This is a genomic window from Pseudomonas sp. MPB03, assembly GCF_046605385.1.
Taxonomy (GTDB): Bacteria; Pseudomonadota; Gammaproteobacteria; order Pseudomonadales; family Pseudomonadaceae; genus Aquipseudomonas; species Aquipseudomonas zanjanensis.
Genome location: NZ_CP176770.1, coordinates 1,825,546 through 1,837,320, shown reverse-complemented (window position 1 = coordinate 1,837,320; position 11,775 = coordinate 1,825,546). Strand labels below are relative to the sequence as shown.

General features: G+C 60.3%; 13 protein-coding genes and 1 pseudogene. 5 read left to right on the top strand and 9 right to left on the bottom strand.

Annotated elements, in window-relative coordinates; all coding sequences use genetic code 11:
- Positions 1-19 precede the first annotated feature (19 nt).
- Positions 20-961, top strand: coding sequence for a LysR substrate-binding domain-containing protein (locus tag ACLH0I_RS08175; protein ID WP_411386746.1), 942 nt, complete (start codon positions 20-22; stop codon positions 959-961).
- Here the strand turns inward: ACLH0I_RS08175 and ACLH0I_RS08170 are convergent.
- The 6 genes from ACLH0I_RS08170 to ACLH0I_RS08145 all read right to left on the bottom strand — a co-directional run bounded on the left by ACLH0I_RS08170 (position 955) and on the right by ACLH0I_RS08145 (position 6,735).
- A complete protein-coding gene (locus ACLH0I_RS08170) occupies positions 955-1,320 on the bottom strand; it encodes a 5-carboxymethyl-2-hydroxymuconate Delta-isomerase (protein ID WP_207965379.1) in 366 nt (121 codons plus the stop codon). The two genes, ACLH0I_RS08175 and ACLH0I_RS08170, sit on opposite strands and share 7 nt — an antisense overlap.
- 105 nt (positions 1,321-1,425) lie before the next feature.
- Complete coding sequence (locus ACLH0I_RS08165; protein ID WP_186704563.1) at positions 1,426-2,349, bottom strand: LysR family transcriptional regulator; 924 nt, start codon at positions 2,347-2,349, stop codon at positions 1,426-1,428.
- Positions 2,350-2,592: 243 nt separating this feature from the next.
- A complete protein-coding gene (locus tag ACLH0I_RS08160; protein ID WP_411386745.1) occupies positions 2,593-4,677 on the bottom strand; it encodes a DUF6311 domain-containing protein in 2,085 nt (694 codons plus the stop codon).
- Complete coding sequence (locus ACLH0I_RS08155) at positions 4,674-5,009, bottom strand: GtrA family protein (protein ID WP_411387474.1); 336 nt, start codon at positions 5,007-5,009, stop codon at positions 4,674-4,676. Before ACLH0I_RS08155 ends, ACLH0I_RS08160 begins: the two co-directional genes overlap by 4 nt.
- 44 nt (positions 5,010-5,053) lie before the next feature.
- The gene (locus ACLH0I_RS08150; protein WP_250962760.1) at positions 5,054-5,764 is read right to left on the bottom strand and encodes a class I SAM-dependent methyltransferase; all 711 of its coding nucleotides are present in this window, start codon (positions 5,762-5,764) and stop codon (positions 5,054-5,056) included.
- A 2-nt stretch (positions 5,765-5,766) separates the two neighbouring features.
- Complete coding sequence (locus ACLH0I_RS08145) at positions 5,767-6,735, bottom strand: glycosyltransferase family 2 protein (protein ID WP_411386744.1); 969 nt, start codon at positions 6,733-6,735, stop codon at positions 5,767-5,769.
- A gap of 291 nt (positions 6,736-7,026) precedes the next feature.
- On the opposite strand from ACLH0I_RS08145, the gene ACLH0I_RS08140 reads away from it, so the two are divergent.
- The 3 genes from ACLH0I_RS08140 to ACLH0I_RS08130 all read left to right on the top strand — a co-directional run bounded on the left by ACLH0I_RS08140 (position 7,027) and on the right by ACLH0I_RS08130 (position 8,698).
- Positions 7,027-7,218 carry a YegP family protein gene (locus ACLH0I_RS08140; protein WP_014337049.1) on the top strand — a complete coding sequence of 64 codons (192 nt, stop codon included), beginning with the start codon at positions 7,027-7,029 and terminating at the stop codon, positions 7,216-7,218.
- Between the two features lie 204 nt (positions 7,219-7,422).
- Entirely contained in the window at positions 7,423-8,229 is an 807-nt protein-coding gene (locus ACLH0I_RS08135) for an AraC family transcriptional regulator (RefSeq protein WP_411386743.1), read from the top strand.
- A gap of 100 nt (positions 8,230-8,329) precedes the next feature.
- Positions 8,330-8,698: a cupin domain-containing protein gene (locus ACLH0I_RS08130; RefSeq protein ID WP_186704558.1), complete on the top strand. Its 369-nt coding sequence runs from the start codon at positions 8,330-8,332 to the stop codon at positions 8,696-8,698.
- A gap of 11 nt (positions 8,699-8,709) precedes the next feature.
- Here the strand turns inward: ACLH0I_RS08130 and ACLH0I_RS08125 are convergent, their stop codons facing one another.
- The 3 genes and pseudogenes from ACLH0I_RS08125 to ACLH0I_RS08115 all read right to left on the bottom strand — a co-directional run.
- Positions 8,710-9,456: a phytanoyl-CoA dioxygenase family protein gene (locus ACLH0I_RS08125; protein WP_250962756.1), complete on the bottom strand. Its 747-nt coding sequence runs from the start codon at positions 9,454-9,456 to the stop codon at positions 8,710-8,712.
- A gap of 12 nt (positions 9,457-9,468) precedes the next feature.
- Complete coding sequence (locus tag ACLH0I_RS08120; protein WP_411387473.1) at positions 9,469-10,248, bottom strand: methyl-accepting chemotaxis protein; 780 nt, start codon at positions 10,246-10,248, stop codon at positions 9,469-9,471.
- 78 nt (positions 10,249-10,326) lie between these two features.
- Positions 10,327-11,103: pseudogene (locus ACLH0I_RS08115) on the bottom strand (MCP four helix bundle domain-containing protein); the annotation flags it as partial.
- Positions 11,104-11,444: 341 nt separating this feature from the next.
- Between ACLH0I_RS08115 and ACLH0I_RS08110 the strand changes: the two are divergent.
- Entirely contained in the window at positions 11,445-11,711 is a 267-nt protein-coding gene (locus ACLH0I_RS08110) for a short-chain dehydrogenase (protein WP_250962754.1), read from the top strand.
- The last annotated feature ends 64 nt before the right edge of the window (positions 11,712-11,775 follow it).

Here is an 11,775-nt window from a genome sequence, read left to right as displayed (position 1 = left end):
AGAGTGAGAGACAGAACGGATGCTGAACAGTAACGCCCTCAGAAAGCTCGACATGCAGGACCTCATGGTGTTTAGCGCCGTGTACGAGCAAAGCAGTGTCACCGGTGTGTCAGAGGCCTTGTGCGTCAGCCAGTCAACCGTCAGTTATTGCCTCAAGAAACTGCGAACCTGTTTCGAGGACGAACTGTTTATCAACACCCGCACCGGCATGCGCCCCACCTGCAAGGCCGAGGGCATGTACAACCATGTGCGCGCCATTTTACAAAGCATCAACCTTTGCCATGCCGGTCCGCCGACCTTTGATCCAACTCGGCAAGCCGTCACCTTCAACATCTGCGCACCAGAATATTTCGAACACCTGATCCTGCCGCAACTGCTGCAAGGCTTCGATTACGCCAATTTGCCGGTGGTGGTGAACGTGCACAAGCTTGAAGCCGACATTCCCGCCGAGGAATTACGCGACGGCAGCCTGGACTTGGTGATCTGCTTCGGCCCGAACGTTCACGGCGACCATGCCGATTTCAGATCCCGGCAGTTGCTGGAGGAAGATTGGGTCTGCGTCGTGGACAAACGGGCGACGCCACTTGAGCCGCAACTGAGCGTTCAATCTTTCGTACAGCGCCGACACGTGTTTGCGACGCCTTGGGCGTCAGCGAGCAACAGGGTGGACGGCTGGCTGTCGCGGCAGGCCCATCACCGGCAAATCGCCGCGCGCGCCAACAGCTACAGTGCCGCGCTGAAGATGATCACCGGCACTGACTTCATCCTGACCCTGCCCCGCCGCATCCAGAAACTGCTGGCCAATGAGGCGATCTTCAATCACCACGAAGCGCCCAAGGGCTTGCCGGGGTTGACCTTGGACATGCAGTGGAGCCAAGCCGCCGATCAGGACAGTGCCAACGCCTGGCTACGCGAACAGATCATCAAGGCCTGCGCCCACGCAACGCCTGCGCGTCATTGACCGATCAGGGCCTTGGCATAGGGCTCGCGGTCGATGTCGAGGATCTCCACGCACAATTGCACGCTGACTTCGGCCGGCCATGGCCCCAGGTCCTGGATCACCGCCAGCAGGCTTTCGGCCAATTGCTTCTTGATTTCCGGCGAACGGCCACTGAGCAGGGCCAGCTTCACATGCACGAAACCCCGTTCGCCCATCCCTGTACCCACCCGGAACGTCTCCAGTTTCACGGCCCGGCTCTTGATGTCGTGCTCGGCGGAAAATTGACCGGAGGCCACCAGTGCATTGTTCAGGCGCAGCAATGCGACTTCGGCCTTCAGCTCGGGCAGGTTGGCGGTGTACTCCATGTGCAGGTGAGGCATGTGTTCGACTCCGATTCGAAAAATATGACGAGGTGGTTTCAGCGGTCACAACCTTACCTCGACTTTATTCGTTGGGGCAGGATTTTGTTTCGCGGCAGGCCCGCGTCAAGGTTGTGCCAAGGGCCCGCGCTCGCCCATGAAGGCCTCCAACCGCGAGCGCAACCAGCGCTCGGCCGGGTCACTGTCGACATGGCTCAACCAGACCATGGACAAGTCCAGGGTCGGGGTCTTGAAGGGAAAGGGTTCGTTGAACAGTTGCCCCGAGGCCGCCATGGCGGCGGCGGTATAGTCCGGCAGGCTGGCGATCAGGTCAGTACCGGCCAGCAACGCCGGCAATGCGCTGTATTGCGGCACCGACAGCACAACCTGGCGCTTGCGCCCGATCTCCGCCAGCCATTCGTCAGCGAACCCGGCGACGTTGGCGGTGTGGGACACCAGCACATGAGGTCGCGAGCAGTATTCGTCCAGGGTCAGCGGCGTGTCCGACGCATCGGCGCGCAACACGCGGGGTTGGATATGGCGCAACAGCTTGCGCTTGGCGTTGGCCGGCAGGCCGCGCGTCTGGCTGATACCCACGGTGATGTCGCCCGATGCCAGTAGATCGGGGATGCGCCAGTAATCGACATGCTGGACCACGAACACGATTTGCGGCGCCTCTTGCCGCAGGCTGCTCAACAGGGGCGGCAACAGGCCGAACTCGACGTCGTCCGACAGGCCGATGCGGAATGTCATGGCGCTGTTGGCGGGATCGAAATCGTGGGTCAGGCTCAACGCCACCGACAGCGAATCGAGCGCCGGCGACAGGTGCTGGATGATTTCCTCGGCCCGGGCCGTCGGTTCCATGCGGTGGCCGACGCGAATGAACAGCGGATCGTTGAACATCTTGCGCAGCCGATTGAGGGCCGAGCTGATGGTCGGTTGGCCCAGGAACAGTTTTTCCGCCACCCGTGTCACGTTGCGCTCAAGCATCAACGTTTCGAACACCACCATCAGGTTGATGTCGGCCTTGCGCAATTCGTTGCGGTTCATCCACTGCCCCTCGATCCCTTGATGGAGTGCAGTGTAGGAACGCTGGGGGTGGTGCGTCTATGCGCTAAACGTCCAGTCGCCTGGGCACACCCTCCAAAGAGTCGGAAGAGGCCCTTGCTTTTGTGGCGAGGGAGCTTGCTCCCGCTCGGTTGCGCAGCAACCGCAAAATATTTGGGGCCGCTTCGCAGCCCAGCGGGAGCAAGCTCCCTCGCCACAGTGAGTAAGCCATTGTGAAGTGGAAAACTACTTCACAGTCAGTGATTTCAGTCCCAGCGCCATGACTCGCTCATCGCTGCCCAACCCCAGCGCCTTGGGACTGATGGCATCAGGTAAATGGAACCGCACGCGCAACCGCCCCTCCGCGCCAATCGTTTCTCGAATGGCCTGCGTCAGAGGCAGTTCCAGCGTGTTGTCCTGCAGTCGGTTGAACTGCGTCGCCAGCGCCGCGACACCGTTGATCGACACCTCCACCCGCTGGCGCGTGTGGGAGGGCTGCACGAACGCCGCGGCTTCGATCGAGATAGCATGCGCTTCTGGCGGTATGCGTAAAACAACCTCAGCCTCAGGCCCTTCCGACCAGGTGCCCCAATCCTCGACCCGCCCCCAGCCATCGGCCAACATCGCGTTGGCTCGGCTGAACACTTGGCGCTCACCGAGCTTGACCTGCATGTCCAGTGTTTCATCGGCGAACGGTGGGCATTGGGCGCATGTCTTCCAGCCCGGCGCCAGCACCACCAGGCCATCGATACGGGTCAACAGGTCGGTCGGGCGATTGACGGTTTTCGCCGCCTGGAGCGCGGCGACAGGGCCGAGGATGTACAGCGAATCCGCGGCGTACTGGCCGCTGGCAAGCATCTGCTCGGCGTGTCGCTGGGCTCGCTCGATCGCCCGGTCACTCATGCGTCCCAAGTACACGCCATCGGTTTCCAGGCCGTGCGTCAGGGCGTATTGGCTGGTCAGCAGCCAGTTGTCCGGCTGGTTCTGCGGCAATAACGTGCGGACTTTCGAATAATGACCGGCGGCACTGGCCCAGAACGGATCATTCAGGGGCGTAGGCCAACTCGAGGCCGCCGGCGTCATCCGGCTCTGGCGCAGGCCGGCCCATCCCGCGCGGGTATCCAGGACCTGCACCACCAGGGCCATAGCCAGCAGACACGCCGCCGCCCGGGGTTTGTTGCCGCGGATCACCAGGAAAATCACCGCAAAGATGATGGCGTAGAACACCGGCCAGAACATCCGACCGGACGCGCGAAAGACGTTCGCCACAAGCTCAAGGGGTTTGGGCAGCCAGTAATGCACGTTCTGCATGCCGATGCCGAGATGGTTGGTCAGCGAAAACAACGTCAGCCCGATCAATGCCCACAGCAACAGGCGCCTGTGGCGCACGGCATTCGCCAAACCTGTGTTGCCTTGCAGTAAAGCCACGCCGGCGCAGATCGCCAGCATGAGGACGCCCAATCCCAGGTAATTGAAACCTTCGTAGTCCCCGGGGCCCTGGGGCATATCGCGCAAGGTATAGGACCAGCCGCTAGGGTTGACCAGCGACATCACATTCAGGCGATACAACCCAAAACCGCCCGCCACGGTCCCGCCACCCACGCTGAAATAACCCGCCTGCCAACAACAGAACGCCACCAGCACAAACAAGCCGCCCAGTTCAATCAAGGCATCACGCCGGGACAACCGCCCCTTCGTGGCCTGGCTGGCAAGGTCGGCCAGCCAGATCAACGCCACCATCGCCAACAGGTACGCATGCACCAGCGCGGTGGCGGCCAACAGCACGCCCCAGGCCAGCCGCCGCTTCTGCAAGCCGGGCCGCAGCGCCAGGTACAAGGCCGCGAGGATCAGAAAATGCCCGGACAGCGACAGGTGCCCGCCCATGCGCAGAAACATCGGCGGCGAAAACACAAATAGCCCAGTACCCAACAGCCTGATCCACAGCGACGGCGTCAGCAGTCCGACGAGTTTCCAGGCGAACCAGGCTTGCAGGACGAAACAGGCCAGCAACCACAGGCCGAAGTACTGGAACGTCTCGGGAAGCCAGGCGTGAAAGGGTTTGAACAAGAACGCCAGCAACGGATTGGAGTCGGAAAAAATGATGCCGTTGCCCAACTCCAGACCATAGGAAGGGTTCATGCCCAACGGAAAGGTCCAGGGTGAACTGCGGAAAAACGCCCAGCCCATGTAATGGGTCGCCGCATCGCCCTCCCCCAGCCAGGCGATGTTGGTCGGATCCAGCACCCGAGGACCGATCACCAACAGGAACGCCAGCGCGCCCAACAATATGGGCAACAAGGAAACCGGGAAACGCTGACTACGAAGGGTCATCGATACGTCCAGAAATTATGCAGGATGAAGGTGTACACCGGGATGATCAGCGCCACGGCCGCGATGCCCGCCAGGTAATCCAGGCCGACGCGCTGGGCCGCCCAGGCCACGAGCATCGCCAGTCCGAATCCGCCGATCGAGACCACCACGAAACGGCCGAGGGTCCGGCCATGCAAGCGGCTGGAAAAACTCCAGAGGGTGTTGATCAGGTACGACACCACGGTCGCCACGACAAAGGCGAAACCATTGGCCAATGGCGGGTTGGCCAGGACCAGGTGCACAAACAACACGGCCGCCACCACGTGGATGCCAGTGACGAGCAGGCCGGTCATGGCAAAACGCAAGGCACGTCGCAGCAAGGGCGAGTGCGTCCAGGTCACGGCTTCTGCGCCAGGCAGAACACCGTCAGGCCGGCAATGCGATTGGCCCCCATGAATGGACGCTCCAGGCTGCACAGTGTCCTCAACACGCCATTGACCAGCGGATGATGCCGGGCAAGCTGCGACTTGGCCGGTGCCCCGGAGGCTTTGCGCTGCAACAGGCGCAGGCCGGCGGCAATGGGAAATACCAGGCCGAAGTAGTACGCACCTTGCTGCACCTGCAAACCCGCCTGCGCCACGACGCTCTCCAACTGCTTGAGGGTATAGCGGCGCTTGTGCTCGAGAAAATCGTCATGCCCGCTCCAGAGGAACTGGAACGCAGGCACGGTGATCAGGAAGCGGCTGCCGGACGGCACCTTGTCGACATAGGCCTTGAGCAGGCCCACGTCATCGTCCACGTGTTCCAGCACATCCATCAGCAACACCAGGTCGGCGTCCAGCGTGTCGATGGCGCGTCGGTAGCGGACCGGTTTACCGGCGGTACTGGCGTCGGAGTCGGCCGGGTAGCTGATGTCCACGCACCAGGCCTGGGCGGTTGCGGTATGGGTCAACAAGTGATGGGAAAAAAAGCCCGACCCTGCGCCCACGTCCAGCAGCGTACTGGCCGAGGTGCCCTTGAGCATGTGGAGCATGGCCCGCGCTTTCGACCGGTAGTACCAGTGCTGCTCGATATCGGGACCGAGGATGTCGGTTTCCTTGAGGTCCATGGTCAGTCCTTGGCGTCATAGATGCGCCGCACCAGGAAAACCGGTCGACGCTTGGATTCGATATAGGTGCGGCCCAGGTATTCACCCAACACGCCGATGCCGATCAGTTGCAACCCGCCCAAGAAGGTGACCGCGACCATCAGCGAGGCATAACCCGGCAGGTCGACCCCGGAAATCAAGGTCCGCAACACGATGAAAATGGCGAACGCAAAGGACACCAGCGAGACGCAAAGCCCCAGGTACGTCCAGATACGCAGCGGTTCGGTGCTGAAGCTGGTGATGCCTTCGAGGGCAAAATTCCACAAGCGCCAGCCATTGAACTTGCTTTCTCCGGCGCTGCGCTCAGGCCTGACGTAGTCCACGTAGGTAGTCCGGAACCCCACCCAGGCAAACAACCCTTTCATGAAGCGACGCGATTCCGGCAGGGTTAGCAAGGCATCGACCACGCAGCGATCCATCAAGCGAAAATCGCCGACATTTTCCGGCAGCTTGTGGTCGGCGATCTTGTTGTGCAGTCGGTAGAAGCCGTTGGCGGATACCTGTTTGGCCCAGGAATCGGAGTCGCGATTGATCCGATGGCCCAGCACCACTTCGGCGCCGTTGCGCCAATGGGCGATCATTTCCAGGATGACTTCGGGAGGATCCTGCAGATCGACATCGATCGGCACCACCGCCTGGCCACGGGCGGCTTGCAGGCCGGCACTCAAGGCCGCCTCCTTGCCGAAATTGCGACTCAGGTCGACGATCCGGATGCGCGGGTCGGCCTTCTGCCTGTCCAGCAGCAGCACCAACGTATCGTCCGCGCTGCCGTCGTTGACGAACACCAGCTCCAGGCTCACCAGTGATTCATCGGCAAAGACCTGGTCGATCCGGGCCATGAACAAATCGATGGACTGGGCTTCGTTGTAGACCGGGATGACAAGCGAAAGCGTTAGACGACCTTGTAGATCCACTCCTGGATATTCAGTCACTTGATGGCTCTTTTTCTTATAGTGTTTTCAGTCCCTTCGGGCTTCCGGCCCTAGGCATCGAAACGTATTAAGCAGGACCAGGCAGGGCAACGCAAGGATCCAGCCCGAACTTCCAGCCGACCCTATGTTCGCAACATGACTTTCTTCATGGAAATGGTCGAATGCCCGATCCGGCAATATTCGATAACCAATGGAAACGATTTTCCCGTAGCCAAAACCACCCACTTGGCTAGGCTTGCAGCCACATGTCCAACGCATGTCTTGAGTGAATCAATCGCAGGGAGCGAACCGATGTACTTTGAAATCTATCGACAGACCCGAGGCACCCCGAGCACCGGAAAAGGCCAATGGCGCTGGCGCTTGAGGGCCGGCAACCACGAAACGATCGCCAGTGGCGAATCCTATGTGAACAAGAGTGACTGTCTTCATGTGATCGGGTTGATCAAGAATGTCCAGGGTGAGACGCCGGTAAAAGAAATCTGAACTGTGGCGAGGGAGCTTGCTCCCGCTGGGCTGCGAAGCGGCCCTATGATTTTGCGGTCGCTGCGCAACCGAGCGGGAGCAAGCTCCCTCGCCACAGGTTCAATCCTCTCAAGTGAACGGGCGTTGCAACCTGAGCCGTTTTTTTCTGTGACGAAAGTTTCCAGGCAGGTAGGGTATGCGGACAAAAGCAGGAGGCCCGGCGCAATGACTCGATCCATCCACAACCGCGACTGGCTGGTGCGAGCACCCGAATCGAGGAAAATGGAACGCATCGAGGCTTATTTCAGTGGCCATGGCTACAGCACCCATCGCCATGACACCTACGCCATCGGCATCACGCTTTCGGGTGTGCAGAGCTTCAACTATCGCCACAGCAAACGCCACAGCCAGCCCGGCGGCACCATCGTCCTGCACCCGGACGAGGTACACGATGGCGAAGCCGGGACGCGCGAGGGCTTTCGCTACCGGATGTTCTACATAGAACCGTCGATGATCCAGCATGTACTGGGAGGCAAGCCATTGCCTTTCATCGAAGGTGGATTGTCCAACGACCCTCGCCTCAACATCGCGACCCGCCGATTGTTGAACAGCCTGGATCACACCCTCGACTCGCTGGAGGAAGAGGACGCCATCTACGACGTGGCCCAGGCGCTCGACCTTGCGGCGGGCAATCGGCGTGGACGGCGATTGATCGACTACCCGGCAGCAGAACGTGCCCGCCTGTTCATTCACGATACCCTCGACCAAGTGATCACCCTGGACGACCTGGTGCAGGCAAGCGGCAGGGATCGATGGAGCCTGTCCCGGGATTTCCGGGCGCTGTACGGCACCAGCCCCTATCGCTACATCACCCAGCGGCGCTTGAATGAAGCCCGGCGCCTGGCATTCCACGGCACGCCATTGAGCGAAGTGGCCCTGGCCTGTGTTTTTTTCGATCAGAGCCACATGACCCGGCTGCATACCCAGGCCTTTGGTATCTCACCGGCACGCTGGCTGAACATGCTGCGCTAAGGCATCGACTGCGCGCGGCAAAAAGCTGCACGATCATCCAATACGCACGTTGGCTCGAACAATAAAGTAGGACGCACCACCCACCCAGGAGCATGCCTCGATGACCCGCTATTGCCCCATCAACTTCGCCCAGAAATACACCCTGTTCCAGGAACAGTGGACGCCAAAAGTCGTGGCCGAAATGAACGACTACCAATTCAAGCTCGCCCGGCTCGAAGGTGACTTCGTCTGGCACACCCACGCCGACACCGATGAAACCTTCATCGTGCTGGAAGGCGAGCTGCGTATCGACTTTCGCGATGGCGCGGTGACCCTGGGCCCAGGCGAGATGTACGTGGTCAAAAAAGGTGTGGAGCACAAGCCCAGCGCCGCGCAGGAAGTGAAACTGCTGCTGATCGAGCCTCGCGGCGTCATCAATACCGGCGAAGAAACCAATGAGCGAACGGCGGTCAATGATGTATGGATCTGACTGAGCCAGCCTCAATCGTATTCAGCTTCCTGGTGATCACCCAGTAACCGCCGCTGGCGAGGTGTCGCCGCGGCCAGCACCTCAGGATTGAACTGCCAGTGCAGATAGGGTGAAAACTTCTGTGCGACCATCCGCCGGCCATAATGCACTTGGAGCATGTAGCGGGTGCGGTCGGCGGTGCGGTTGTCGCTGCCGGCGTGCCACAGTTCGCTGCGCAATATCAAGACATCGCCCGCCCGGCACAACACGGGCTGCGCGGAGCGCCCCTGCCATTGCGCTTCACCCGCTACCGGCGCTCGACCAGCCTTGTGGCTGCCAGGAATCACCTGGGTCGGGCTCAAGTCGGCGTCGATGTCATCCAGGTAAAACTGCGCGGTGAACACCTGCATTGGCAGCTCGAAGGCCGGGTCGGCCAACAGCGTGGGCGGCAATTTCATCGCCAGGTAATCCAGGTGCAACGGCGCCCCTTTGAAACCCGGATGGCAGCGCCAGGCCGTCTGGCCGATAACATGACAGTCATCGCCCAGGGCCGCCTCGGCCAATTCGATCACGCCGGCCACCTCCAGGAACGGCAGCCAGAACGGGTTGCGATTGAACACGCATTTGTAATGATCGATGACGCCGCTGTAGTCCCAGTGCTGAGGCTTCAACTGGTCGATGGCATGGCGCAGGTCGGCAATCTGCGCGGCATCCAGTACGGCTGGCATCAGGACGAAACCGTCCTGATGCAACGCTCGCAGGCTATCGCCGATGGTCACAGCGCGCCTGCCTCAGGTGCGGAAGCGGCCGACCAGCCCAGCCAGGTTTTGCGACAGAGAGGAAAGCTGTCGGCTGGCATGCATGCTCTGGGCGGAATTGGCAGCCGCTTCGTTGGACAAGTCGCGGATATCGGAGATGTTGCGGGCAATCTCCTCGGTGACGCTGCTCTGCTCCTCGCAAGCACTGGCAATCTGCGCGGCCATGTCGTTGATCCGCTGGATCGAACCGCCGGTACCGCTAAGCACCTGGTCGACACCCGCTGCACGTTCGACACTGTCCCGGGCCTTGCTGCTGCCCACATGCATGGCTTGCACAGCCTTGGCGACACCGCTTTGCAAGCGCTCGATACGAACCTGAATGTCTTTGGTCGAGTCCTGGGTGCGGGCCGCAAGCGCCCTCACCTCATCGGCCACCACGGCAAAACCACGGCCCTGCTCACCGGCCCGCGCCGCTTCGATGGCAGCGTTCAGCGCCAACAGGTTGGTTTGTTCGGCGATGCCACGGATCACTTCGAGCACGGCGCCGATACTGGACGTTTCCTGGGCCAATGCCTCGATCGTGCCCGAAGCGGTCTCCACTTCCTGGGCCAACTGGCGGATCGACTCGATGGTACTGCTGACCACCTGAGCGCCGTCACGAGACTGGCTGCTCGCCTCCTGCGCGGCGCCCGAGGCGCTCGCCGCGTTATGCGCCACTTCATGCACCGCAGCGCTCATCTGGGTGGCGGCGGTACTGACCTGATCGAGTGCCGCGTGCTCGCTGCTGATCAACCGGTCATTCGTCGAGGCCATGTCGGCCATGGCCCGCGCTGCGGAATCAACCTCTCCGGTCACCCGCCCAACCTCGGCGATCAACGGTTGCAACTTGTCGAGAAAACGGTTGAAGGCACTGCCGAGTTGTCCCAGCTCATCGGCCGAACGTATCTCGAGACGCCCTTTCAAATCGCCACCGCCCTCGGCGATCTGCTCGATGCGGTGCAACAAGCGACGCATAGGGCTCAACACCACCAGTGGCAGAACCACAAGCACCAGGATGCAACCGAGCAGGCCAATGAGCAGAATCACGCCCTGTTGCACGCCGACTGCCTCGCCGTTTTCAATCGCAGCGTCGCCTTCGCGATGGGACGCCGCATCTTCCAGCTCACCCAGCTTGTCGATGGAATCACGCATGGTTTCAAACAGGCGCTCACTGTCACCAAAACTCAGCGCACTGGCGCCCTGCGGATCGCCTACCGACAGTTCGAGGACCCGCCGCGAAACCTGCATCCATTTACCGAAGCTGTCGTTGAACTGACTGACCAACGCCTGCGCCTCGGCACCGGGCTGCATCGCGGCATATTTCTGCACACGGTCGTAAGCCTGCTTCGCATTTTCGCCATGGCTGGCGCTCAGCGCTTTCAAATGCTCGTCGGCATGACCGTCCAGCAGGCTGCGCTCAGCCACGAACGCCTGATAAAGATCACGGTCGGCATTGAGCAACAAACTAATGGCCGGCAGATAACGTTTGGTCAATTGCGTGCTGGATTCGGTCACCTGACTGATGCCGCGCATCCCCGCGCCCCCCATCAGGACCAGCAACACAGCCAGGAACGCTATCGGGAGAGTGATTTTCCAGCGAAAGCCCAAGTCGGCGAAGAACCGCAGCATGGTGTCACTCCTTACACGGGGGAATACCTGCCTATCGGCAGCCATGTCTTGAGCTATAGCCCATTAGTCTGATTGTCACAAAGGTTTTGGTGTGAAGGGTTGTGGTTATTCAGGATGCGGAAGGGAGTTGAGCTGGATAAAAAGATACGGTTGGACGCAGTATCGCCGGGGAATTTTCTGACATTTTCCGCTCACATAATTCAGGGAAGCTTCCTACGCATCGTCTGATTGATGATCTCTACAAAAAGGCCCTATAGTCCAAGCGTCGTTCGTAAGAGCGGCTTGGGTTTGGCGACTCGACTACAAATGGTAAGAAGGCCTTCAATCAAACGGAGTTTGAAATGAACAGATACATGGCTCTTACTAGTAATGCCGACGATCAACCCCTTTTCGTCGATACCTCCGCACCGTTGCACATCCTGCTCGATACGGCGGGCTATAGAATTCGCGCGGTTACCCAGCTTCTAGAGAACCTCGCGATGCGAGGGAATATTCCGAGTGACTCAGTAGTGCTTCAGGACTTTGCACAACTGTGCTGCATCTCCTTGAGGGATGGTTGTGACGTGCTTGATGTCATCGCCCGACGCTTGGATGCAGAGCCGGCCTAGTTCAAAGGGCTCTCACGGGTAACACCGATCAGAAAGTGGATGCCACGAGGAAACACACAAACCG

Coding starts and splice junctions, on each gene's coding strand:
- ACLH0I_RS08150 (WP_250962760.1), bottom strand. CDS start 5,764: ATGGACCTCAAGGAAACCGACATCCTCGGTCCCGATATCGAGCAGCAC.
- ACLH0I_RS08155 (WP_411387474.1), bottom strand. CDS start 5,009: ATGACCGGCCTGCTCGTCACTGGCATCCACGTGGTGGCGGCCGTGTTG.
- ACLH0I_RS08175 (WP_411386746.1), top strand. CDS start 20: ATGCTGAACAGTAACGCCCTCAGAAAGCTCGACATGCAGGACCTCATG.
- ACLH0I_RS08160 (WP_411386745.1), bottom strand. CDS start 4,677: ATGACCCTTCGTAGTCAGCGTTTCCCGGTTTCCTTGTTGCCCATATTG.
- ACLH0I_RS08140 (WP_014337049.1), top strand. CDS start 7,027: ATGTACTTTGAAATCTATCGACAGACCCGAGGCACCCCGAGCACCGGA.
- ACLH0I_RS08110 (WP_250962754.1), top strand. CDS start 11,445: ATGAACAGATACATGGCTCTTACTAGTAATGCCGACGATCAACCCCTT.
- ACLH0I_RS08170 (WP_207965379.1), bottom strand. CDS start 1,320: ATGCCTCACCTGCACATGGAGTACACCGCCAACCTGCCCGAGCTGAAG.
- ACLH0I_RS08120 (WP_411387473.1), bottom strand. CDS start 10,248: ATGGCCTCGACGAATGACCGGTTGATCAGCAGCGAGCACGCGGCACTC.
- ACLH0I_RS08135 (WP_411386743.1), top strand. CDS start 7,423: ATGACTCGATCCATCCACAACCGCGACTGGCTGGTGCGAGCACCCGAA.
- ACLH0I_RS08130 (WP_186704558.1), top strand. CDS start 8,330: ATGACCCGCTATTGCCCCATCAACTTCGCCCAGAAATACACCCTGTTC.
- ACLH0I_RS08165 (WP_186704563.1), bottom strand. CDS start 2,349: ATGAACCGCAACGAATTGCGCAAGGCCGACATCAACCTGATGGTGGTG.